The organism is Streptacidiphilus rugosus AM-16 (genome assembly GCF_000744655.1).
GTDB classification, from domain to species: Bacteria; Actinomycetota; Actinomycetes; order Streptomycetales; family Streptomycetaceae; genus Streptacidiphilus; species Streptacidiphilus rugosus.
In genome coordinates this window covers 6169795-6193224 of sequence record NZ_JQMJ01000004.1, presented here as the reverse complement: position 1 = coordinate 6193224, position 23430 = coordinate 6169795, and the positions used below count along the sequence as shown (strand labels likewise).

20 protein-coding genes and 5 tRNA genes are annotated in these 23430 nt (G+C 70.7%); 15 read left to right on the top strand and 10 right to left on the bottom strand.

The genetic code is table 11. The annotated features are described in order from the left end of the window. The first annotated feature begins 17 nt into the window (after window positions 1-17). From ilvN to serA, 3 genes are all read left to right on the top strand, one after another. Entirely contained in the window at window positions 18-542 is a 525-nt protein-coding gene (gene ilvN, locus BS83_RS37045) for an acetolactate synthase small subunit (protein ID WP_037607658.1), read from the top strand. Between the two features lie 152 nt (window positions 543-694). Then, the gene (ilvC, locus tag BS83_RS37040; protein WP_037607657.1) at window positions 695-1693 is read left to right on the top strand and encodes a ketol-acid reductoisomerase; all 999 of its coding nucleotides are present in this window, start codon (window positions 695-697) and stop codon (window positions 1691-1693) included. Window positions 1694-1965: 272 nt separating this feature from the next. Continuing rightward, window positions 1966-3558, top strand: a complete 1593-nt coding sequence (serA, locus tag BS83_RS37035; protein WP_037607656.1) for a phosphoglycerate dehydrogenase — start codon at window positions 1966-1968, stop codon at window positions 3556-3558. 138 nt (window positions 3559-3696) lie between these two features. Here the strand turns inward: serA and BS83_RS37030 are convergent, their stop codons facing one another. Next, the gene (locus BS83_RS37030; protein WP_037607655.1) at window positions 3697-4323 is read right to left on the bottom strand and encodes a DUF2461 domain-containing protein; all 627 of its coding nucleotides are present in this window, start codon (window positions 4321-4323) and stop codon (window positions 3697-3699) included. Between the two features lie 238 nt (window positions 4324-4561). Here BS83_RS37030 and BS83_RS46855 point away from each other — a divergent pair, with 238 nt between their 5' ends. From BS83_RS46855 to cimA, 4 genes are all read left to right on the top strand, one after another. Then, a complete protein-coding gene (locus BS83_RS46855; RefSeq protein WP_198035383.1) occupies window positions 4562-4720 on the top strand; it encodes a hypothetical protein in 159 nt (52 codons plus the stop codon). 78 nt (window positions 4721-4798) lie between these two features. Next, a complete protein-coding gene (locus BS83_RS37025; RefSeq protein ID WP_037607654.1) occupies window positions 4799-5845 on the top strand; it encodes a 3-isopropylmalate dehydrogenase in 1047 nt (348 codons plus the stop codon). Between the two features lie 181 nt (window positions 5846-6026). Then, window positions 6027-7124: a branched-chain amino acid aminotransferase gene (locus BS83_RS37020; RefSeq protein ID WP_037607653.1), complete on the top strand. Its 1098-nt coding sequence runs from the start codon at window positions 6027-6029 to the stop codon at window positions 7122-7124. A 224-nt stretch (window positions 7125-7348) separates the two neighbouring features. Then, window positions 7349-8938, top strand: a complete 1590-nt coding sequence (gene cimA, locus BS83_RS37015; protein WP_037607651.1) for a citramalate synthase — start codon at window positions 7349-7351, stop codon at window positions 8936-8938. A gap of 539 nt (window positions 8939-9477) precedes the next feature. On the opposite strand, the gene BS83_RS37010 is transcribed toward cimA, so the two are convergent. From BS83_RS37010 to BS83_RS36975, 8 genes are all read right to left on the bottom strand, one after another. Beyond that, window positions 9478-10080: a GTP-binding protein gene (locus BS83_RS37010; RefSeq protein ID WP_084714710.1), complete on the bottom strand. Its 603-nt coding sequence runs from the start codon at window positions 10078-10080 to the stop codon at window positions 9478-9480. Beyond that, a complete protein-coding gene (locus BS83_RS37005; RefSeq protein WP_051944782.1) occupies window positions 10061-10657 on the bottom strand; it encodes a DUF742 domain-containing protein in 597 nt (198 codons plus the stop codon). The genes BS83_RS37010 and BS83_RS37005 overlap by 20 nt, the downstream gene beginning before the upstream one ends. Before the next feature lie 68 nt (window positions 10658-10725). Further along, complete coding sequence (locus tag BS83_RS37000; RefSeq protein ID WP_037610761.1) at window positions 10726-11139, bottom strand: roadblock/LC7 domain-containing protein; 414 nt, start codon at window positions 11137-11139, stop codon at window positions 10726-10728. A 15-nt stretch (window positions 11140-11154) separates the two neighbouring features. After that, a complete protein-coding gene (locus BS83_RS36995; protein WP_037607648.1) occupies window positions 11155-14262 on the bottom strand; it encodes a sensor histidine kinase in 3108 nt (1035 codons plus the stop codon). 387 nt (window positions 14263-14649) lie between these two features. After that, window positions 14650-15234, bottom strand: coding sequence for a GTP-binding protein (locus BS83_RS36990; protein ID WP_084714706.1), 585 nt, complete (start codon window positions 15232-15234; stop codon window positions 14650-14652). Next, entirely contained in the window at window positions 15215-15589 is a 375-nt protein-coding gene (locus BS83_RS36985) for a DUF742 domain-containing protein (protein ID WP_037607645.1), read from the bottom strand. The genes BS83_RS36990 and BS83_RS36985 overlap by 20 nt, the downstream gene beginning before the upstream one ends. Before the next feature lie 176 nt (window positions 15590-15765). Next, window positions 15766-16188, bottom strand: coding sequence for a roadblock/LC7 domain-containing protein (locus BS83_RS36980; protein WP_037607643.1), 423 nt, complete (start codon window positions 16186-16188; stop codon window positions 15766-15768). Window positions 16189-16193: 5 nt separating this feature from the next. Then, window positions 16194-19703 carry an ATP-binding protein gene (locus BS83_RS36975; RefSeq protein ID WP_037607641.1) on the bottom strand — a complete coding sequence of 1170 codons (3510 nt, stop codon included), beginning with the start codon at window positions 19701-19703 and terminating at the stop codon, window positions 16194-16196. Window positions 19704-20226: 523 nt separating this feature from the next. On the opposite strand from BS83_RS36975, the gene BS83_RS36970 reads away from it, so the two are divergent. The 8 genes from BS83_RS36970 (at window position 20227) to BS83_RS36935 (ending at window position 22538) form a co-directional block, all read left to right on the top strand. Then, window positions 20227-20418, top strand: a complete 192-nt coding sequence (locus tag BS83_RS36970; protein WP_157597473.1) for a hypothetical protein — start codon at window positions 20227-20229, stop codon at window positions 20416-20418. A 112-nt stretch (window positions 20419-20530) separates the two neighbouring features. Continuing rightward, complete coding sequence (locus BS83_RS36965) at window positions 20531-21298, top strand: fumarylacetoacetate hydrolase family protein (RefSeq protein WP_037607637.1); 768 nt, start codon at window positions 20531-20533, stop codon at window positions 21296-21298. Continuing rightward, entirely contained in the window at window positions 21291-22037 is a 747-nt protein-coding gene (locus BS83_RS36960) for an HAD family hydrolase (RefSeq protein WP_051944779.1), read from the top strand. The genes BS83_RS36965 and BS83_RS36960 overlap by 8 nt, the downstream gene beginning before the upstream one ends. 77 nt (window positions 22038-22114) lie before the next feature. Then, window positions 22115-22189: transfer RNA gene (locus BS83_RS36955), tRNA-Gln, on the top strand. Window positions 22190-22203: 14 nt separating this feature from the next. After that, window positions 22204-22276, top strand: a tRNA-Glu gene (locus tag BS83_RS36950). 20 nt (window positions 22277-22296) lie between these two features. Then, window positions 22297-22369 (top strand) — tRNA-Glu (locus BS83_RS36945). A gap of 20 nt (window positions 22370-22389) precedes the next feature. Continuing rightward, window positions 22390-22465 (top strand) — tRNA-Glu (locus BS83_RS36940). 1 nt (window position 22466) lies between these two features. After that, window positions 22467-22538 (top strand) — tRNA-Gln (locus tag BS83_RS36935). 111 nt (window positions 22539-22649) lie between these two features. Here BS83_RS36935 and BS83_RS36930 read toward each other — a convergent pair. Continuing rightward, window positions 22650-23363, bottom strand: coding sequence for an IclR family transcriptional regulator (locus BS83_RS36930; protein ID WP_037607635.1), 714 nt, complete (start codon window positions 23361-23363; stop codon window positions 22650-22652). Window positions 23364-23430: the final 67 nt, after the last annotated feature.

Genomic DNA, 23430 nt, shown 5'->3' with positions numbered 1-23430 from the left:
GGGGAATCACGACCGTCATGAGCAAGCACACCCTCTCGGTCCTGGTCGAGAACAAGCCCGGTGTCCTGGCCCGCATCGCGGCGCTGTTCTCGCGGCGCGGCTTCAACATCGACTCGCTGGCCGTCGGGCCGACCGAGCACCCGGACATCTCCCGGATGACCATCGTGGTCAACGTGGAGGACCTGCCGCTGGAGCAGGTCACCAAGCAGCTGAACAAGCTGATCAACGTGATAAAGATCGTCGAGCTCGACCCTTCGGCGGCGGTCCGCCGCGAACTGATGCTGGTCAAGGTCCGCGCGGACGCGGAGACGCGGTCGCAGGTGACCGAGATCGTCCAGCTCTTCCGGGCGAAGACGGTCGACGTCTCCCCGGACGCGGTCACCATCGAGGCGACGGGCAGCGGCGACAAGCTCGAGGCGATGCTGAAGATGCTGGAGCCGTACGGGGTCAAGGAGCTCGTCCAGTCCGGCATGGTCGCCATCGGCAGGGGCGCGCGCTCGATCACCGACCGCTCGCTGCGCGCCGTCGAGCGAAGCGCGTAGGCGCTTCGGGGCGCGCGGTTCCCCGCGCCCCCGGATCGTGCGACCACCCCTTGGTGAGACAGTAATCTCGCCCATTGAGACATCCACCGTCCCGAAATTGTCTTCGGCGTACGGTGTCCACAAGGAATCGACCCCGCAAGGAGAAGCCAGCGATGGCCGAGCTGTTCTACGACGACGACGCCGATCTGTCCATCATCCAGGGCCGCAAGGTCGCCATCCTCGGTTACGGCAGCCAGGGCCACGCGCACGCGCTCTCCCTGCGCGACTCCGGCGTGGACGTCCGCGTCGGCCTGCTGCCCGAGTCGAAGTCCCGCGCCAAGGCCGAGGAGCAGGGCCTGCGCGTGGTCACGCCCGCCGAGGCCGCCGCCGAGGCCGACGTCATCATGATCCTGGTGCCGGACCCCATCCAGGCCGACGTGTACAAGGAGGTCGTGGAGCCCAACCTCAAGGCGGGCGACGCGCTCTTCTTCGGCCACGGCCTGAACATCCGCTTCGGCTTCATCAAGCCCCCGGCCGACGTCGACGTCTGCATGGTGGCCCCGAAGGGCCCGGGTCACCTGGTCCGCCGCCAGTACGAGGAGGGCCGCGGCGTTCCCTGCATCGTGGCCGTCGAGCAGGACGCCACCGGCAAGGGCCTGGAGCTCGCGCTGTCCTACGCGAAGGGGATCGGCGGCACCCGCGCCGGCGTCATCAAGACGACCTTCACCGAGGAGACCGAGACCGACCTCTTCGGCGAGCAGGCCGTCCTCTGCGGCGGTACCGCCGCCCTGGTCAAGGCCGGCTTCGAGACCCTGGTCGAGGCGGGCTACCAGCCCGAGATCGCCTACTTCGAGTGCCTCCACGAGCTGAAGCTCATCGTCGACCTCATGTACGAGGGCGGCCTGGAGAAGATGCGCTGGTCCGTCTCCGAGACGGCCGAGTGGGGCGACTACGTCACCGGCCCGCGCATCATCACCGACCAGACCAAGGTCGAGATGAAGAAGGTCCTCGGCGAGATCCAGGACGGCACCTTCGCCAACACCTGGATCGCCGAGTACAAGGCGGGCCTGCCCAAGTACAACGAGTACAAGAAGGCCGACAGCGAGCACCTGCTGGAGACCACCGGCAAGAAGCTGCGCAAGCTGATGAGCTGGGTCGACGAGGAGGCGTAAGCCGCGTCGTCGGCGGGGGCGGCCGGATCGGCCGCCCCCGCTGCTTTGTACGGATGCTTTGTACGGATCGTAAGGTCCCTTGCGGGTGATTCCTCCGCAAGGGCGATCGGCGGACCCCGGTGCGCCGATAGACTCAAATCCTGCGCGTCAGGCTCACAGCGTCGTGCGTCTCCAACGCGGCATGCCACCGTCCCCTTCATGCCGTCCCAACTTCGCGGGTCCACCCCTCAACCGCGACGGCCGGGGAGAACCGGACAGTAAGGACAACTGTCGTGAGCAGCAAGCCTGTAGTTCTTATCGCTGAAGAGCTGTCGCCTGCCACCGTCGACGCGCTCGGCCCCGACTTCGAGATCCGCCACTGCGACGGCGCCGACCGCACCGAGCTGCTGTCCGCCATCGCGGACGTGGACGCGATCCTGATCCGCTCCGCCACCAAGGTGGACGCCGAGGCCATCGCCGCCGCCCGCAAGCTCAAGGTCGTCGCCCGCGCCGGCGTCGGTCTCGACAACGTGGACGTGCCCTCCGCCACCAAGGCGGGCGTGATGGTCGTCAACGCGCCGACCTCCAACATCGTCACCGCCGCCGAGCTCGCCTGTGGCCTGCTGCTGTCGACGGCGCGTCACATCCCCGCCGCCAACCTCGCGCTGAAGAACGGCGAGTGGAAGCGCAGCAAGTACACCGGCGTCGAGCTGGCCGAGAAGACCCTCGGCGTCGTCGGCCTGGGCCGCATCGGCGTCCTGGTCGCGCAGCGCATGTCCGCCTTCGGCATGAAGATCGTCGCGTACGACCCCTACATCCAGGCCGCCCGCGCGGCGCAGATGGGCGTCAAGCTGCTCCCGCTGGACGAGCTGCTCGAGGTCGCCGACTTCATCACCGTGCACCTGCCCAAGACCCCGGAGACGGTGGGCCTGATCGGCCACGAGGCGCTGCACAAGGTCAAGCCGACGGTCCGCATCGTCAACGCCGCCCGCGGCGGCATCGTCGACGAGGAGGCGCTCGCCGCCGCCCTCAAGGAGGGCCGGGTCGCCGGCGCGGGCCTGGACGTCTTCGTCAAGGAGCCCTGCACCGACTCGCCGCTCTTCGGCTTCGACAACGTCGTGGCCACCCCGCACCTGGGCGCGTCCACGGACGAGGCGCAGGAGAAGGCCGGCATCGCCGTCGCCCGCAGCGTGCGCCTCGCGCTCGCCGGTGAGCTCGTGCCCGACGCGGTCAACGTCCAGGGCGGCGTCATCGCCGAGGACGTCCGTCCCGGTCTGCCGCTGGCCGAGAAGCTGGGCCGGATCTTCACCGCGCTGGCGGGCGAGGTCGCGGTCCGCCTCGACGTCGAGGTGCGCGGCGAGATCACCCAGCACGACGTGAAGGTGCTGGAGCTGTCCGCGCTCAAGGGCGTCTTCGAGGACGTCGTGGCCGAGACGGTCTCCTACGTCAACGCCCCGCTGTTCGCGCAGGAGCGCGGCCTCGAGGTGCGGCTGACCACGATGAGCGAGAGCCCGGAGTACCGCAACGTCATCACCGTGCGCGGCACGCTGAACGACGGCCGCGAGATCGCGGTGGCGGGCACCCTGACCGGCCCGAAGCGCCAGCAGAAGATCGTCGGCATCGACGACTTCGACGTGGACGTCGCCCTGACGGACCACATGGGCTTCTTCCGCTACGAGGACCGTCCGGGCGTCGTCGGCACCCTGGGCAAGCTCCTCGGCGACGCCGGCATCAACATCGCCGGCATGCAGGTCTCCCGCGACGAGGAGGCCGGCGACGCGCTGGTCTCCCTGACGGTCGACAGCGAGATCCCGCAGGACCTCCTCGCGGAGATCACCGCCGAGATCGGCGCGAAGTTCGCCCGCTCGGTGAACCTTTCGGCCTGACCGGCCCACGAGGGGCGCGAGGAACTGCGCGAGCAACCGCCGACTGCGGATGGCCCCGCTCGCTCGGCGAGTCACCACCCAGGGGGTGGCCTGTCGCGCAGTTCCTCGCGCCCCTGTTGTTTCTTGCAGCTCGCGGCTCTACGCGTCGCCGACGTGGTCGGTCAGCCACTGGTTGAGCGGTTTGGCGGCCTTGAGGAAGCCCACCACGTGCTTCTTGGCCTCCGCCGTGCCCAGCCACGGTTCGACCGGCCACTGGCGCCACGCGGCCAGGTTCTTGGCGCGCAGGAGCTCGATCCGCGGGTGGTCCTTCGGGTAGCCGCGGGGGGCGCTCTTGAGGCGGTCGTGGGACATGATCTCGATGTCCGCCTTCGCGAGCTTCGCGATGATGGACTCCAGCGCCTTGCCGGGCTTCTCCTCCGCCACCGCGGCCCGGTAGCGGGCCAGCGCGTCCGGGGACATCTGGTAGCAGCCGCTGCCCGCGCCGAGGCCGTCCGCCGAGAGCTGGATGTAGCCGCCGCTCTCCAGTACCGCGCCGATGTGCGTCTTGTACGGCGACTTGTCGGCCGAGAAGCGGATGTCGCGGTGGGGGCGGAAGACCTTCGCGCCGCCGTAGGCGTCGTGCAGCTCGTCCAGCAGTGCGGCCATCGGCTCGCGCACGCAGCGCTCGTAGACGTCCTTGTGCGACGTCCAGTACTCCTTCGTGTTCTCCGCCTCGAGGCCCTCGTAGAACTCGAGTGCCTCGGCCGGCCAGCCCTGGAAGCTCATACAGCGAGGTTAGGCCCTGCGTTCGCGCCGCGCCCGGAGCCTGTTCGGGTGAGCCGCGTCTCGGATAGTAGGAAATCCAAGTATCTCTGCAGACAGTCGCGGGAGCTTGTCGTACCGTGAAGAAGCAGTAGTCGGATGGTCTGCCGTATCCACGGCCGTTCCGGCTCGGCCCCAGCACAGGCGACCCCTGTCCGGCCCTCTCTCCCCAGATCGGACCGCACTTCTCAGGAGTCTCCCCATGCCTTCTCTGACGCAGAAGCCCCGCACCCGTCGTTCCGCCCACGCCGCCTCCGAGCGCGCCGAGGCCGCCGCCGCCCTGCAGCGGGCGCTGGACCGCCGTGACAACGGCGGCTCCACCGGACACCAGGACGCCGCGGTCGCGGCCCCGTCCTGGTAGGAGACGCGCGGCCGACTCACTCGTCCGGATCGCGGACACCTGGTGTCAGCTGATGGACAGCGGAGTATGGTCGGCCGTATGTCTCGCACTCTCCGCCTCGCAGTGATCCCTGGTGACGGTATCGGCCAGGAGGTCGTGGCCGAAGGACTCAAGGTCCTCTCCTCCGCACTCCCTGCCGACATCAAGGTGGAGACCACCGAGTACGACCTCGGCGCGCGTCGCTACCACGCGACCGGCGAGACGCTGCCGGACAGCGTCCTCGGCGAGCTGAAGGGCGCGGACGCGATCCTGCTCGGCGCCATCGGCGACCCGTCCGTGCCCTCCGGCGTGCTGGAGCGCGGACTGCTGCTGAAGCTGCGCTTCGCCTTCGACCACCACGTGAACCTGCGCCCGGGCAAGCTCTTCCCCGGGGTGCAGTCGCCGCTGGCGGGCGACCCGGACATCGACTTCGTCGTGGTCCGCGAGGGCACCGAGGGTCCCTATGTGGGCAACGGCGGTTCGCTGCGCACCGGGACCGACCAGGAGATCGCCACCGAGGTCAGCCTCAACACGGCGTTCGGCATCGAGCGCGTCGTCCGCGACGCCTTCGCCCGCGCCCAGGCGCGTCCCCGCAAGAAGCTCACCCTGGTCCACAAGAACAACGTGCTGGTCCACGCCGGCCACCTGTGGAAGCGCGTCTTCGACCAGGTCGCCGCCGAGTTCCCCGAGGTCACCACCGACTACCTGCACGTCGACGCGGCGACGATCTTCTTCGTCACCCAGCCCGAGCGCTTCGACGTCATCGTCACCGACAACCTCTTCGGCGACATCCTGACCGACCTCGCCGCTGCCGTCACCGGCGGCATCGGCCTGGCCGCCTCCGGCAACATCAACCCCAGCGGCGCCTTCCCGTCCATGTTCGAGCCGGTGCACGGTTCGGCCCCGGACATCGCCGGGCAGGGCAAGGCCGACCCGACCGCCACCGTGCTGTCGGTCGCCATGCTGCTGAGCCACCTCGGCCACACCGAGGAGGCCGCGAAGATCGAGGCCGCCGTCGCCGCCGACCTGGCGGAGCGCGCCTCGCTGACCGCCGCCCGCTCCACCTCGGAGATCGGCGACGCGCTCGCCGCCCGAGTAGCCGGCTGACCGTCGGCCCGCATCATCCCAGCACCGGGCCGGCGACGGCCCGGTGCTGTGTTCCACCGTGTCGTGAGCCCGTCGCGGGCCCACCGGCTGTCGCTGTCCCCCCGATCAATGCGACCATCGACGGTGGGAGCTCACCCAGGTCGAGTTCCCACCATGACGACACGGTGAAGGACAAACGTCGATGACCTCCCTCTCTATCGAGCTCAAGCCCTCGGCCCACCCGCTGCCCACCGCCGAGCGCGAGGCCCGGCTGGCCTCTCCCGGCTTCGGGCGCTTCTTCACCGACAACATGGTGACCATCCGCTGGACCGAGGGCCGCGGCTGGCACGACGCGCAGCTGGCGCCCTACGGCCCGCTGGAGATCGACCCGGCCAACATGACGCTGCACTACGGCCAGTCGATCTTCGAGGGCCTGAAGGCCTACCGCACCGCGGACGGCCGGATCCAGACCTTCCGCCCCGAGGCCAACGCCCGCCGCTTCCAGGCCTCCGCGCGCCGCCTGGCCATGCCGGAGCTGCCCGAGGAGCTGTTCGTGGCCGCCGTCGAGGCGCTGGTCACCCAGGACCAGGCGTGGGTGCCGAACCAGGACGAGGCCAGCCTCTACCTGCGCCCGTTCATGTTCGCCACCGAGGTCGGCCTGGGCGTCCGTCCGGCCAACGAGTACCTCTTCATGCTGATCGCCTCCCCGGCCGGCGCGTACTTCTCCGGCGGCGTCAAGCCGGTCTCCGTGTGGATCTCCGAGGAGTACGTCCGCGCGGCCCCCGGCGGCACCGGCGCGGCGAAGTGCGCGGGCAACTACGCCGCCTCGCTGGTCGCCCAGGCCCAGGCCGCCGAGCAGGGCTGCGACCAGGTCGTCTGGCTGGACGCCGTGGAGCGCCGCTGGATCGAGGAGATGGGCGGCATGAACCTCTACTTCGTCTTCGGCGAGGGCGAGGACGCGCGCATCGTGACCCCGGAGCTCTCCGGCTCGCTGCTGCCCGGCATCACCCGTGACTCGCTGCTCAGCATCGCCGCCGACCTGGGCCACGCGACGGAGGAGCGGAAGATCTCCACCGACGAGTGGCGCGAGGGCAACGCCTCCGGCGAGCTGACGGAGGTCTTCGCCTGCGGCACCGCCGCGGTGATCACCCCGGTCGGTTCGGTGAAGTCCGCCCGCGGCGACTGGCAGGTCGGCGACGGCGCCCCCGGCCCGGTCACCATGAAGCTGCGCGAGACCCTGCTGGCCCTGCAGACCGGCAAGCGCGAGGACACCCACGGCTGGATGCACCCGATCGTCTGATCCGTACGAGGGCTGCCGTGCATCTTGGGATACGAGATGCACGGCCCACCCGTCGGGATCTGTGTCAGACTGCGAACGTGCCCACGCTCGCACTGATTATTAGCTGCAGCGCGCCGGTCTGAGACGAACCAGACCCGCGTGCAGACCTCTCGCATCCCGCGAGGGGTCTTTTTCGTTAAATAGCACAGCCGCTGAACGAGCAGCCCCGACAGGAGACCCCGGCCATGACCCCGCTGAGCGACGACTTCCACGTCTTCGACACCACCCTGCGCGACGGCGCGCAGCGCGAAGGCATCAACCTCACCGTCGCCGACAAGCTCACCATCGCCCGGCACCTGGACGAGTTCGGCGTGGGGTTCATCGAGGGCGGCTGGCCGGGCGCCAACCCGCGCGACACCGAGTTCTTCGCCCGCGCGGCCGCCGAACTGAAGCTGGAGCACGCCCAGCTGGTCGCCTTCGGGGCGACCCGCCGCGCGGGCGGCAAGGCCGAGGAGGACGCGCAGCTGCGCGCGCTGGTCGCCTCCGGCGCGCCGGTGGTGACGCTGGTCGCCAAGTCCCACGACCGCCACGTCGACCTCGCCCTGCGCACCACCCTGGAGGAGAACCTCGCCATGGTCCGCGACAGCGTCGCGTACCTGCGCTCCGAGGGACGCCGGGTGTTCATCGACTGCGAGCACTTCTTCGACGGCTACAAGGCGAACCGCGCGTACGCGCTGTCGGTGGTGCGGGCCGCCCACGAGGCGGGCGCGGACGTCGTCGTGCTGTGCGACACCAACGGCGGCATGCTGCCCGGCGGCGTCCGCGAGATCGTCGCGGACGTGCTGGCCGAGACCGGCGCGCGGCTGGGCATCCACGCCCAGGACGACACCGGCTGCGCGGTCGCGAACACCCTCGCCGCGGTGGACGCCGGCGCGACCCACGTCCAGTGCACGGCCAACGGCTACGGCGAGCGGGTCGGCAACGCGAACCTGTTCCCCGTGGTCGGCGCGCTGGAGCTGAAGTACGACCGCAGGGTGCTGCCGGAGGGCCGGCTGGCGGAGATGACCCGCATCTCGCACGCCATCGCCGAGGTGGTCAACCTGACGCCCTCCACCCACCAGCCGTACGTGGGCGTCTCCGCCTTCGCGCACAAGGCCGGCCTGCACGCCTCGGCGATCAAGGTCGATCCCGACCTCTACCAGCACACCGATCCGGCCCTGGTCGGCAACAGCATGCGCATGCTGGTCTCGGACATGGCGGGCCGCGCCTCGGTCGAGCTCAAGGGCAGGGAGCTGGGCTACGACCTGTCCGCGGACCGCGAGCTGGTCGGCCGCGTGGTGGACCGGGTCAAGGAGCGGGAGCTCGCGGGCTACACCTACGAGGCCGCGGACGCCTCCTTCGAACTGCTGCTGCGGGCGGAGGCGAAGGGCGCGGAGGAGCGGTTCTTCACGCTGGAGTCCTGGCGCGCGATCGCGGAGCAGCGCACGGACGGCTCCTCGGCCAACGAGGCCACGGTGAAGCTCTGGGCCAAGGGCGAGCGCATCATCGCCACCGGGGAGGGCAACGGCCCCGTCGACGCGCTGGACGCGGCACTGAGGGCCGCGGTGGGCCGTTTCTACCCGCAGCTGGCGAAGCTGGAACTGACGGACTACAAGGTCCGCATCCTGGAGGGCCAGCACGGCACGGGCTCCAAGACCCGCGTCCTGATCGAGACCACCGACGGCGTCACCACCTGGTCCACGGTCGGCGTGGCCGAGAACGTCATCAACGCCAGCTGGCAGGCCCTCGACGACGCCTACACCTTCGGCCTCCTCCGCGCCGGCCTCACCCCCTGAGCGAGGCCCGAGGCAGGTTGGAGGCACCAAGTTGGAGGCACCAAGGGGCGCGAGGCTCTGCTGATCTGCGCCTCCGGCGCGTGGGCGCGACGGGGTAGGCAGGCGGGAAGCACCAAGGGGCGCGAGGCTCTGCTGATCTGCGCCTTCGGCACGTGGGCGCGACGGGGTAGGCAGGCGGGAAGCACCAAGGGGCGCGAGGAACTGCTGATCTGCGCCTCCGGCGCGTGGGCGCGACGGGGTAGGCAGGCGGGAAGCACCAAGGGGCGCGAGGAACTGCTGATCTGCGCCTCCGGCGCGTGGGCGCGACGGGGTAGGCAGGAGGCGGGAAGCACCAAGGGGCGCGAGGCTCTGCTGATCTGCGCCTTCGGCGCGTGGGCGCGACGGGGTAGGCAGGCGGGAAGCACCAAGGGGCGCGAGGAACTGCGCGACAAGCCACCCACGCAGATGGTCGACCGAACGGTCAGGGCCATCCGCACCGGGTGGTGTCTCGCGCAGTTCCCCGCGCCCCTGGGTGTTGCAGCGTTCCCTGGGCGGGAGAGTTACCGCAGGCGGGCCAGCAGGGCGTGCTCGACGAGGGTGATCAGCGCGGACTTCGCGCTGTCGCGGCGGCGGGCGTCCGTGGTGATGATCGGCGTGTCGTGGCCGAGCTGGAGCGCCTCGCGGACCTCGTCCGGGGTGTGGGACTGGTTCCCGTCGAACGCGTTGACCGCCACGATGAACGGCAGGCCGCTGTTCTCGAAGTAGTCGATCGCGGGGAAGCAGTCCGCCAGGCGGCGGGTGTCGACCAGGACGACGGCGCCGATCGCGCCGCGGACCAGGTCGTCCCACATGAACCAGAAGCGGTCCTGGCCGGGCGTGCCGAACAGGTACAGGATCAGGTCCTCGTCCAGCGTGATACGGCCGAAGTCCATCGCGACCGTCGTGGTCGTCTTGCCGCTGACATGGCTGAGGTCGTCGATCCCGGCCGAGGCCGAGGTCATCACGGCCTCGGTGCGCAGCGGGTTGATCTCGGAGACCGCGCCGACGAGGGTCGTCTTGCCCACGCCGAAGCCGCCCGCCACCACGATCTTCGCGGAGGTCGTGCTGCGGCCCCCGGTCGCGGCCGCGGCCGGGGCAGTCGGCCTAGAGCTTGCGTAGTCCACTGAGCACCCTTTCGAGCAGTGTCACATCAGGCGTTCCGCCGGATTCGCCCCCGGCGGCGGGCTGGTGGATCGCGACGAGGCCGGACTCGGCCAGGTCGGCGACAAGAATGCGGGCCACGCCCAGCGGCATGGAGAGCAGGGCCGAGATCTCCGCCACCGACTTGATGTCCGTGCAGAGGCTGCAGATCCGCTGGTGCTCCGGCAGCAGCGAGCCGATCCGCTCCGGCGCCGCCGTCGTCGAGACCAGGGCCTCGATGGCCAGCTGGTACCGCGGACGGGTCCGGCCGCCGGTCATCGCGTAGGGCCGTATGAGCGGCTCCTCGTCCTCCGGCGAAGGCTCGACCGGCTGGCTCGCGCTGCCTCGCGTCGGCGGCTGCCACTCCGGCTGCTGGTCCTGCCAGTAGCCGGACTGACCGCCGCCCTGCGGGGCCTGATGCGGGGCCGGGTGCGACGACTGCTCGTAACCGGGGTAGCCAGGGGCGGGGGCGTAGCCGCCGCCGGGACCGCCGAACGCGTCGTGGCCTGTTCCCGGATAGGCAGCGCCGTACTGGCCGTTCTGGTCCTCGGGCGGTGTCACGGTTCCTCCTCACAGTGGTACGAGTGGCGAATGCGGCTCGTGTGGACGTCAGGTGGGTTGACGCCGTGTCAGTGCAGCAGGCTCCCCTGGAGCTCCGCGCGGAGCGCAGGGGTGAGGACGGTACCCGCGCGGTCGACCAGCAGGGCCATCTCGTAGCCGACCAGGCCGATGTCGCTGTCCGGGGACGCGAGCACGGCGAGGGACGAACCGTCGGAGACGGCCATGATGAAGAGGAAGCCGCGCTCCATCTCGACCACGGTCTGGGTGACCTTGCCGCCCTCGAAGATCCGGGAGGCGCCCTGGGTCAGCGAGGTCAGCCCGGAGGCCACCGCGGCGAGCTGGTCGGCCCGGTCACGCGGAAAGCCCTCGGACATCGCGAGCAGCAGACCGTCGGCGGAGACCACCACGGTGTGCGACACCCCAGGGGTGTTGTCCACGAAGTTGGTGATCAACCAGTTGAGGTTCTGGGCCGCTTGGCTCATCTGGCTCATCTTTGATCAACGCTCCTGGGGGTTGGTGCCGTACGGGCCAGAGCCCTGTTGTGGGGTGTCGCCCGCATTGTGTCCCTGCTGGATGCCGCGGCGCAGGTTGGTGAGCCGACCGCGGACCTCCTCGGGGGAACGGGACAGCTGGGGCGCTTGTGGCTGGTTCTGCTGGGCTGCTCCTGCCGCCGGGTCCTGGATCTGGCCGGGGAGGAGGTTCTGCCGGGGCACGCGCCTCGGCAGACCCGCGCCGGTGGTACCTCCGGCGACGGGCTCGCGGGTGGCCGGCTGCGCCGGCGTGGAGGCCGGGAGCGCGGCTGCGGGGCGGGCGTTGCCGGACGGCATGACCGGCATGGAGCCGGTCGGCTGACCGGTCTCCCTGGCGCCGGTGAACCAGTTCGGGTGCTCGCCGGTCGCCCGGCTGCCGATCGCTCCGCCGCCGAGGGCGGCGCCGGGTCGGCGGGTGGGCAGGCCGTTGGCGCCCATGGCGGGCGACTGCGGCGCGGGGGAGTGGGTGGGCTCGGGCTCGTAGGACGGGGCGCCGGCGCCGTAGTGCTCCATGCCCGGGGTCGATCCCGGGGTCAGGTACGTGTCCTCGGAGTAGCGGTCCCCGGCCGCCTCGGCGGGCGCGTAGGCCTCGCCGTCGGCCACGCCCGCCTCGAAGTGCTGCGGGGTGTAGCGGCCGGGCTCGTAGCCCGCCTCGGGGGCCGGGTAGGACGCGGCCGGGCGGTTCGCTCCGAAGTCGCCGCCGGGCTGGTAGCCCTGCTGGAATTCGGAGCCACCGTACTCGGAGCCGAAGTCCTGTGCGCCGTAGCCCTGCTCGGCGTAACCCGGCTCCTGGAAGGCCGGCTCCTGGAACGCCTGGTCCTGGAACGCCTGGTCCTGGTAGCCCTGGGGGGCGTAACCCTGCTCCTGGAAGCCCGGCTCGGCGTAGCCGTCCGTCTCCGGGCCCGCCTCGAGGGCGGCCTGCTGGCGGCGCTGGCCGAGGCGCAGCGAACGCTGCACGGCGTCCAGGGCCAGCGTCTGCTCGGCCGGCTGCTCGGCCGTGCGGTCGTAGCGGCTGTCGTCGAAGCCCAGCTCGCTCGCGGTCCGCATGCCGGGCATCGCGTTGCCGCCGAAGGCGCCGGGGGCCTGCTGGGCGTGCTGGCCCTGCGCACCCTCGGGGTAGATCCGGGAGACGGTGAACTGCTCCTCGGGCTCGCCGACGCGCGGCAGCTGGGTCAGCTGCTCGGAGAGCATCACCAGGGAGGTGGTGCCCGCCGACTCGCCGGAGGGGCGCAGCTGGACGCGGACGCCGTGGCGCTCCGCCAGGCGGCCGACCACGAAGAGGCCCATCTGCCGGGAGACGGTGGCGTCCACGGTCGGCGGGTCGGCCAGCTTCGCGTTGATCTCGGCGAAGTCCTCGGAGGTGAGGCCGATGCCCTTGTCGTGGATCTCGACCAGCACGCGCTGGTCCGGCAGGCGGGTCGCGGTGACCCTGACCTTGGTCTGCGGGCTGGAGAAGGTGGTGGCGTTCTCCAGCAGCTCGGCCAGCAGGTGCACGAGGTCGGTGACGGCGGGGCCGATCACGTCGGTCTCGGGGATGCCGGCCAGCTCGATGCGCTCGTACTGCTCCACCTCGGAGGCGGCGGCGCGGAGCACGTCGACCAGCGGGATGGGCTCACCCCAGGACCGTCCGGCGTCCTCGCCGGCGAGGACCAGGAGGTTCTCGCCGTTGCGGCGCATGCGGGTGGCCAGGTGGTCGAGCTTGAAGAGGTTCTCCAGCTGGTCGGGGTCGGCCTCGTTGTTCTCCAGGTCCGTGATCAGCGCCAGCTGGCGCTCGATCAGGCCGTGCGAACGACGGGAGAGGTTGGTGAAGATCGCGTTGACGTTGCCCCGGAGCAGGGCCTGCTCGGCGGCGAGTCGGATCGCCTCGCGGTGGACGTCGTCGAAGGCGCGGGCGACCTCGGAGATCTCGTCCTTGCCGTTGACCGGGATGGGGGCGACGTTGAGGTCGACCTTGCCCGGGTCGGTCCGGGAGAGCTGGCGGACCAGGTCCGGCAGGCGGTCGTTGGCGATGTGCTGCGCGGCGTCGCGCAGGCTGCGCATGCTGCGGATCATCGAGCGGGCGATCAGCGAGGTGAGCACACCGGCCACGAGCAGCGCGCCGAGCACGATGGCCGCGTTCATGAGCGCGTCGTTGCGGGCCTTGGTGGCGTCGGCCGAGGCCTGCTGCACGGCGGCGTCGGTCAGCTGCTTCTCGACCGAGCGCATGGCGTTGAACTCGAGGGTGGTGGCGGCCATCCAGTTGGCGGTCGTCACGCCCTTGGCGTTCAGCGCCGAGGTGGACAGGCCCGAGGTGACGTAGTTGACCATCGTCGGGATGTCGTGCGGCGCGACGAACGGCCTGCCCGCCTGCTGGGCGGCCTGCTGGGCGGCGAGCACCGCCTCGGCGGCCTGCTTCTGGGCGGCGTTGAGGGAGTTCTGGAGGGCCTGCTTGAACGTGGCGTCGGCGGCGTTGTTGAACTCGCCCTGCGCGACGTTCTGGAGGAAGAGGTAACTGAAGGCGCGGACCGCCTGGCCCTGCCGGTCGGAGGGGGACGCGCCCTTCTCCACGAGCATGTGCATCACGACGGCGCGGTCGACCGAGACGGCGTCCTTGGCCAGGGTGATCGCGTAGATGGACCGGGCGTCGGAGTTGATGCTGCTTCCGTTGCCGACGACGAGCTCGTTGTCCAGGGCCTGGAGGGAGGAGAGCAGGCTGGAGTAGTTCTCCTCGGTGCTCGTGTCCGTCCTCTGGTACGCGACGTTGCGCAGGTCCTTGAGGTGCGAGAGCTCCTCGTTGGCGTTGGCTATGCGCTCCTTGAGGTGCCCGACGTTCGGCGCCTGCTGGGCCAGCTGCTGGAAGTGCGCGACGGCCGCGTCGCTGGCGTGGTGCAGGGAGAGCACCGTCGGACTGTTGAGATGGCCCTGTGCCAGGGGCTGAGCGGTGAGGTCCCGTTCGAGGTCGAGGGCCTGCACGGCCTCCGTGGCGGCCTCCACCAGCTTGGCGACCTTCTCCGCGTCCTGCGCGGTGCGCCAGCTGGTGTACGAGCTCTGGACACGGAGCCCGCCGAAGGCCAGGGCCGTCAGCACGGGCACCATGAGAATGATGACCAGCTTGACGGGTAGGCGGCGGTTGCTCAGAGAGAACCGACCCGCAGGCCGGACCTGGGGTGCGCTGCCGGCACCTGGAGCTGCCTCGTTGTGGCTCACTCGACTCAACCTCTCGGCCAGGGCGGCCTTGTCGTGCATCCGGGGGTCTCTACCGGCGTGGCTGGCATTTCAGCACGGGGTCATGGCCTGGGCCAAACACCCGTGCGGAGCCGGATTCCTGGTGAAAAATGGGACATAAACTCCCACGGGCGGCGAATGCTCACGCTTGGTTCTGCGCTGCGTGTGCGCTCGCCTACCGGCGGTGAGAGCTGGGTGGGAAATGCGTGCCGAACTGTTATGGAATGTTCAGCACTTGGTCGGGACCGGCTTCGGTGGCTACCGGAGCCGGGCGAGCAGGGCGTGCTCGACGAGCGTGATCAGCGCGGACTTCGCGCTGTCGCGACGCCGCGCGTCGGTGCTGATGATCGGCGTGTCCGGCCCCAACTGCAGGGCCTCGCGCACCTCTTCGGGGTTGTGGGCCTGGTAGCCGTCGAAGCCGTTGAGGGCGACGACGAACGGCAGGCCGCTGTTCTCGAAGTAGTCGATGGCGGGGAAGCAGTCCGCCAGGCGGCGGGTGTCGACCAGGACGACGGCGCCGATCGCGCCGCGGACCAGGTCGTCCCACATGAACCAGAAGCGGTCCTGGCCGGGGGTGCCGAACAGGTAGAGGATCAGGTCCGCATCGAGGGTGATGCGGCCGAAGTCCATCGCGACCGTGGTCGTGGTCTTGCCGCTGACGTGCGTCAGGTCGTCGATCCCGGCCGAGGCCGAGGTCATCACGGCCTCGGTGCGCAGCGGGTTGATCTCGGACACCGCGCCGACCAGCGTCGTCTTGCCCACGCCGAAGCCGCCCGCCACCACGATCTTCGCGGAGGTCGTGGCGCGGGTCGCCAGGGGCGGGCTAGAGCTTGCGTAGTCCACTGAGCACCCTTTCGAGCAGTGTGACGTCGGGCGCGCCGCCGGATTCGGAGGCGGCCGCGGGCTGGTGGATGGCGACCAGGCCGGCCTCGGCCAGGTCGGCGACGAGGATGCGGGCGACACCGAGCGGCATGGGGCACAGGGCGGAGACCTCCGCCACCGACTTCACTTCGCGGCACAGGTCCACGATCCGCGCGTGCTCGGGAAGCAGCGTCCCCGAGCGGTAGGCCTGCGGCGTGCTGGTGACCAGCGCCTCGATGGCGAGCTGGTACCGCGGCCGGGTGCGCCCGCCCGTCATGGCGTAGGGGCGCACCAGCGGCTGGCGTGCGCCGCCTTGGCCTCCGTGCGGTGAAGTCATCAGTCCTCCTAGTGCTGCAGCGGCTGTCGTGCCTTCCCGCGGCGAGGGTGGGATGGTGCGTGGTCGGGTGGCGCTCTGCTCGCGCTCGAGTGGCACCGGAGTGTACGTGGCCTCCGGCCCGCGAGTCCCGATGGCGCCAGGATTCGCAGGCCGGGGTGGTCCACGTCTCACTCGGGTCAGTGCAGCAGACTGCCCTGGAGCTCGGCGCGGAGGGCCGGGGTCAGCACGTCGCCGGCACGGTCGACCAGCAGCGCCATCTCGTAGCCGACCAGGCCGATGTCGCTGTCCGGCGAGGAGAGCACCGCGAGGGACGAACCGTCGGAGACGGCCATGATGAAGAGGAAGCCGCGCTCCATCTCGACCACGGTCTGGGTGACCTTGCCGCCCTCGAAGATCCGGGACGCGCCCTGGGTCAGCGAGGTCAGCCCGGAGGCCACCGCCGCCAACTGGTCGGCCCGGTCCCTGGGGAAGCCCTCGGACATGGACAGCAGCAGACCGTCGGCGGAGACCACCACGGTGTGCGACACCCCTGGGGTGTTGTCCACGAAATTGGTGATCAACCAGTTCAGGTTGTGTGCCGCCTGGCTCATCTGGCTCATCTGGATCAACGCTCCTGGGGGTTGCTGCCGTACGGGCCGTTGCCCTGGTCAGGACCGGCCGCCCCCGCGGCACGACCCTGCTGGATACCACGACGCAGGTTGGTGAGTCGTCCGCGGACCTCTTCCGGCGAGCGGGAGACCTGCGGACCAGGCATCGTCGAGGCCTCGGCGGTACCGGGGACCAGGTTGGCCTTCGGCACGCGTCGGGGCAGACCGGACGGCATCACGCCGCCGGCGCTGGGCTCGCGGACCTGCTCGGCCCGGCGCCACGTCTCGTCGTTGCTGGAGTTGCGCCACGGCGCCTGACCGTCGCTCATGCCGGACGCGGCGGTCGCCCCGGACGGCATGCCCGGCTGGGCCGGCTGAACCGGACGGCCGGCCTGCGGCTGCTCCGGGCGGTTCCGCTCCTGGCCGGCCTCCTGCGCGGAGACCTGCACGCCGCGCATCCGCTCGGCACGGCCGGCGCGGAACCAGGTCGTCTCCATCTGCTCGAAGATCGGCGAGCTGGTGCTGCCGGGGTCCGCGGCCGGAAGGGCCCGGGTGAGCGGGTCCGAACCGAAGTCCGCCTGCGGGCGCTGCGGCATCGGCTGCTGCGGCGGCTGCGGGGCGGGCATGGGCTGCTGCGGCGGAACCGGCGCGGCCGGACGGGCCTGCGGCTCCTCCTCGAAGCGCGGGCGGGCGAACTGCGCGGTGCTGTCGACCGCGCCCAGCGGCTGCCCGGCCGGAGAACCGTGCTGCGGCTGCTCCGCCCACGGCGAGGACTCCTGCTGCGGCAGGCCCCGACCGTCGGTGCGGCCGGCCTGCGGGTAGCCGGGCTGGCCCTGACCGCCCTGCGGGTGGCCGCCGGGCTGCTGAGGGCCGCCCTGGGGCAGGCCCGCACCGAAGGTCTGGTCCGCGCCGGGCTGGCCGGCGTTCGGGATCGGCATGCCGCGGCCGTCGGTCCGGCTCGGGTCGAAGCCGGCCGGCTGCTGCGGCGCGCCGCGCTGCGGCAGGCCCTGGGCGGGCGCGGGGCCCTGACCACGGGTCGGCAGGCCGGGCTGGCCCTGCTGCGGGCCGCCGCGCTGCGGCAGGCCCTGCTGGCCGAAGCCGGCGTCCGCCTGTGCGGGCATCGCGGGCATCGGCGTGCCGCGACCGTCGGTCGGCTGGCCGCCACGGCGGGGGAGTCCGCCCTGCGGGCCGCCGGCCTGGGCGCCAGGGCCCTGCGGCAGGCCGAGCTGCGACTGCTGCGGCAGCGACGGACGACCGCCCGCGCCGCCGGGACCGCCCTGGGCGAGCGGGGTGCGCTGCGGAGCGGCCGGGGCCGCCTGGCGCTGCGGGCCCGCGGGCGCGGCCGGAGCCTGACCGCCGGCGCGGCGCTCGGCGACGTTGGTGACGTCGACCGGGAGCATGACCAGCGCGGTGGTGCCGCCGGAGTCGCTGGGGCGCAGCTGGATCCGGATGCCGTGACGGAGCGAGAGTCGACCGACCACGAAGAGGCCCATGCGGCGGGAGACGGAGACGTCCACCACCGGCGGGTTCGCCAGTCGCTCGTTGATCTCGGCCAGGTCGTCGGGGGAGAGGCCGATGCCGGTGTCGTGGATCTCGACCAGCACCCGGCCGTCGGGCAGGGCGTGACCGGTGACCCGGACGCGCGTCTGCGGGCTGGAGAACGAGGTCGCGTTCTCGAGCAGCTCGGCGAGCAGGTGGACGAGGTCGTTCACGACGCGGCCGGCGACGTCCGCCGTCGGCACGGAGGCCAGCTCGATGCGCTCGTACTGCTCCACCTCGGAGGCGGCGGCGCGGAGCACGTCGACCAGCGGGACCGGACGGGTCCAGCGTCGGCCCGGGTCCTCACCCGCGAGGACGAGGAGGTTCTCACCGTTACGACGCATACGCGTCGCGAGGTGGTCGAGCTTGAACAGCTGGGCCAGCTGGTCCGGGTCCGCCTCGCGGGACTCCAACTCGGAGATCATCGACAGCTGACGCTGGATCAGGCCCTGCGAGCGGCGCGAGAGGTTGGTGAACATCGCGTTGATGTTGCCTCGGAGCAGGGCCTGCTCGGCGGCGAGTCGGACCGCCTGGCTGTGGACCTTGTCGAAGGCTCGGGCCACGTGGCCGATCTCGTCCGTGGTGTCGATCCCGATCGGCGCGATCGAGACGTCGACGTCCTGCGGGTCGGACTCGGAGAGCTTGCGGACCATCTCCGGCAGCGTGTGCTCGGCGACGTCCTCGGCGGTCTCCTGCAGCTTGGCCAGCGTGCGGACCATCGAGCGGGCGACCAGCGCGGCGCCGGCGATGGCGACGACGAGGACGAGGGCGATCAGACCGGCGTTGACGTAGGCGTCGGTCTGGGCCTGCGACCGCAGCTGGGCGGCCGTGTTGTTGAGCTCCTGGACCAGCACCGTCTCGTCCAGGACCATCAGCTGCATCTGCGTGCCGGACTGGCTGAACCAGTCCTGCACGGGCAGCAGGGTCTGGCCGACGAAGCCCTGGGTGTTGTTCAGCAGCGCACTCGCGGTGCGGTTGAACGCGCTGACGTTGGTGTTGTTCTGCCAGGAACCGATGAGGTTGTTGGCCTTCTCGGTGCCGTAGAGCGCCCTGAACTCCTGCTGGGCGAGGTCGGCGTCCTGGAACGCGCTCAGCGCGTACTGCCGGTCGCTGGTCGCCAGGAACGGGCTGATCTGCCCGGTCGCCGGGTCCATGTGACCCAGGGCGGCGGTCATCGTCGACCGGACGATGGCCAGGTCCTCGTGCCACTGCGTGAACGCCTGCAGCGAGCGGGTCGCCTGGACCAGCTGCACGTTCGAGGACGCGAGGGCGAGGTCCTCGGTGACCTGCGTGAGCGGCGTGATCAGGCCGTCGAACTGCGCGATGGTCTTCTGCAGGTCGCCCTGGTTGGCCTGGAACGCGTTCTGCTCGATCGTCCGGATGTTGCCGAGCTTCTTCCGGACGTCCTGGATGTCGACACCGTTGCCCGGGAGCTGGGTCAGGTCCAGCTGGTTGACCAGGTTGGCGAGCTTCTGGTTGTGCGTCGCCGTCTGCTTCTGGTCGTAGAGGAACTGACCGCCGTGCGGGTTGCCGGTGCTGACGCCGAGCGCCATGTCGTCGCGCTCGTTCTCCAGCGAGATCGCCAGCAGCGTCGCGGCCTGGGCGACGTCACCGAGCTTGGCGACGTTGTCGAGCTGCTGCTGGGTCTGCAGGGAGCCCTGGATACGCAGGCCACCGAGGACGATGGCCGCGATCACGGGGAGTACGAGCAGCGCGGTCAGCCTGGTCCGGATTCGCCAGTTGTTGAGCGCGTAGCGGCGGGCCCCGCGGACCTTCTGCGGGGTGATCCGGCCTATTCGGCTCTGGCCGGCCTTGGTTTCCTTGCCGGGCTTGGCGCCCTGGGCGTCGGTACCGGCCTGGCTCTGCGTGGGCCCGGGGCGGGAGCCCTCGGCGGCGTGGGGGGCATTCGGCGACGGCTGCTGATGGCCAGCTGCTCCGCGGTCCGCCGGGTTGCCCGCGCCGCCACCCCTCTTGATACGTCCCTGCACTAGCGTCGCAACCTCTGGACCAGGCGTCCCGCGCTGTGGGCAGCGGTAGGGACGGTGTCGAGTTCTCGGTGGGCGTGGACCCCGGTCGGGTCCGAGCTGCGCCCGTTAGCCGCCGTCGAGTCGGCTCCGGCGCCGTGCTGTTGGCGCTATGGAGGGGCGGCCTCCGGCGGTCCGTGGCATTCCAGCACAGCCCCGAAGCTCCAACAAGGGGCGACGCTGGGTAGCCGAACCTGTGACCATCAGTGGGAACACGGTGACACAGTGTGCGAATTGTGGCAGGGGAAACCGCATCTTTCGGACACACATGCGTCCGATTCGCGGGGATCAAGGTGACGCCGCGTCATGATTTTGTCCGATATGAGCCTTATGCGGGGTTTGCGGAAGAGGCCACAATGTCGTAACTGTCGGCTGTACCCCGTAGAAAAGTGACCAAACTCACAGGCGTTGAGGTAGTGCAGGGTGACCTTGATGTGGAATGAGATCCTGGATGTGCCACTGAACGATTTCTAAGGTGAGGTTCCCGGTGACCTTCAAGACGACGATGAGCTTCCGCCCGACGGCCAACCCCCGCCGGACCACGCTCGCCGCCCTGCCCGAGGACGGCGGCCCCGCGCTGCGCGCGTCCGCCGTCGACGGCGCGGAGCTGCCGCAGCAGACCGCGAACCCGCGCCGCACCAATCTGATGGTCGCGCCCGAGCCCCGCGCGGCGCAGTAGGTTCACCGGTTCACGCCGAAGGCCCCGCCCGGCCCCGCCGGCGGGGCCTTCGCGTGCGCGCGGATAGGCTGGCTCCACGGTTCAACCGCCCAGCCAGAGGAGACGTCCCACCGTGCGCATCGCCAGGTTTTCCTTCGAGGGGGCCGTCACCTTCGGTGTGATCGACGCCGAGGCCGAGTCCGTCGCGGTGCTCGCGGGTCACCCGTTCGGCGAGCCGCAGCCCACCGGTCAGGTGCTGTCGCTGTCGGACGTGCGGCTGCTGCCGCCCATGCTGCCGAGCAAGATCGTGGCCGTCGGCCGCAACTACGCCGCGCACGCGGCCGAGCTCGGCCACGAGGTGCCCGAGGCGCCGCTCACCTTCTTCAAGCCCTCCACCTCGGTCATCGGCCCGACCGAGAACATCGCCTACCCGCCGTTCTCCTCCGAGGTCCACTACGAGGCCGAACTGGCCGTCGTCATCGGCCGGATGTGCCGGGAGGTGCCGCACGCCAGGGTCGGCGAGGTGATCCTCGGCTACACCTGCGCCAACGACGTCACCGCCCGTGACATCCAGCAGCGCGAGGGCCAGTGGGCCCGCGCCAAGGGCTTCGACACCGCCTGCCCGCTCGGCCCCTGGATCGAGACCGAGCTGGACCCGGCCGACCTGGCCATCACCTGCACCGTCAACGGCGAGCTCCGCCAGGCCGGCCGCACCTCGCAGATGGTCCGCTCGATCGCCGACCTCGTGGTGCACATCTCCGACGCGATGACCCTGCTGCCCGGCGACGTCATCCTCACCGGCACTCCGGCCGGCGTCGGCCCGCTGGCGATCGGCGACGAGGTCTCCGTCACCGTCGAGGGCATCGGCACCCTGACCAACCGTGTCGTCAAGCGTGGTTGAGCCGAGCACGGCTGATGCGGACGAGGGTGTCGTCGGGGTCCTCTGGGACGTCGACGACACCCTCTTCGACTACACCGGCGCCGAGCGTGCGGGCATCTGCGACCACCTGGCCGCGCTCGACCTGCTCGGGGCGTTCCCCTCGCCGGAGCGCGCGCACGAGCTGTGGCAGGCCGACATGGAGGCCGCCTACGGGCGCTTCCTGGCCGGGGAGCTGTCCTTCGCCGAGCAGCGCCGGGTCAGGGTGGAGGTGTTCCTGGGCCGGCTCGGACGCACCGCGGCGGACCCGGACGCCTGGTTCGCCGGCTATCGCCGCTGCTTCGACCTGCACCGGCGCGCCTTCGACGACGTCGTCCCCGCCCTGGACGCGCTGACCGGCTACCGGCACGGGCTCCTGTCCAACTCCTCCTCGGCGTACCAGGACGACAAGCTGACGGCGATCGGGCTGCGGCACCGGTTCGCCTCACTGGTCTGCTCGGACGAGATCGGTCACGCCAAGCCGGCGCCCGAGGCCTTCCTCGCGGGCTGCGCCGCGCTCGGCCTCCCGCCGCACCAGGTCGCCTACGTCGGGGACCGGTTGACCACCGACGCCCTCGGCGCCCGTGGGGCGGGCCTGCACGGCGTCTGGCTGGACCGGCGCGGCCTCGGCGGCGGCGACGGGGTCCCTCGCATCGGCACCCTCGCTGAGCTGCCCGAGGTGCTCCGGCTTATCGATTTTGGAGCGCCGCCCACCATCCGGTAGTGTTCCTCTTGTTGCGCCGCCCGGGAGGAGCGGGGGAGAGCCCAGAAGCTCTCACCAAGATCCTCTGGACAGTGCGATGGGGTATGGTGTAATTGGCAGCACGACTGATTCTGGTTCAGTTAGTCTAGGTTCGAGTCCTGGTACCCCAGCCACAATTCAAAATCTTGCCCCCGTTGTGTAGCGGCCTAGCACGCTGCCCTCTCACGGCAGTAGCGCCGGTTCGAATCCGGTCGGGGGTACTGGATCCGCAAGGATCAACGCCCCCGTTGTGTAGCGGCCTAGCACGCTGCCCTCTCACGGCAGTAGCGCCGGTTCGAATCCGGTCGGGGGTACTCGGTCCGCAAGGGCCAACGCCCCCGTTGTGTAGCGGCCTAGCACGCTGCCCTCTCACGGCAGTAGCGCCGGTTCGAATCCGGTCGGGGGTACCATTGGGGTATGGTGTAATTGGCAGCACGAGTGATTCTGGTTCATTTAGTCTAGGTTCGAGTCCTGGTACCCCAGCTTATTTTTTCAAGGCCCCGAGGGGCCTTTTTTGTTTTTACCGGCGGAATACCGCGGGCAGAGGAAAGGGCGGGCCGCCTCGGCGACCCGCCCTTCGGTGTTCGGTGGATGTCAGGCCCGGCGCAGCGCGTCGGTGAGGCGGCCCGCCGCCTCGACGATGGCCTGGGCGTGCAGCCGGCCGGGGTGGCGGGTGAGCCGCTCGATCGGGCCGGAGACGGAGACGGCCGCGACGACCCGGTTCGACGGGCCGCGCACCGGGGCCGAGACCGAGGCCACGCCGGGCTCGCGCTCGCCGATCGACTGGGCCCAGCCGCGGCGACGCACGCCGGAGAGCGCCGTCGCGGTGAAACGCGCGCCCTGCAGGCCGCGGTGCAGCCGCTCGGGCTCCTCCCAGGCGAGCAGTACCTGGGCCGCCGAACCGGCCTTCATCGGGAGCGTGCTGCCGACCGGGACGGTGTCCCTGAGGCCGGAGAGCCGCTCGGCCGCCGCCACGCAGATGCGAAGGTCGCCCTGCCGCCGGTAGAGCTGTGCGCTCTCGCCCGTCACGTCCCGCAGATGGGTCAGGACCGGGCCGGCCGTGGCCAGCAGTCGGTCCTCGCCCGCCGCGGCGGAGAGTTCGGAGAGGCGGGGCCCCAGGATGAAGCGGCCTTGCATGTCACGGGTGACCAAGCGGTGATGCTCCAACGCGACCGCGAGACGGTGCGCCGTGGGGCGCGCCAAGCCGGTGGCCGAGACCAGCCCGGCCAGGGTCGCGGGGCCTGCCTCTAGCGCGCTCAGCACCAGAGCAGCCTTGTCGAGAACGCCGACGCCACTAGAGTTGTCCATGCCCTGATATTGCAGTCTCGGATCGCGAGACGCAAGTTCAATCTTCTGGGATCTGCGCCACTCTGGA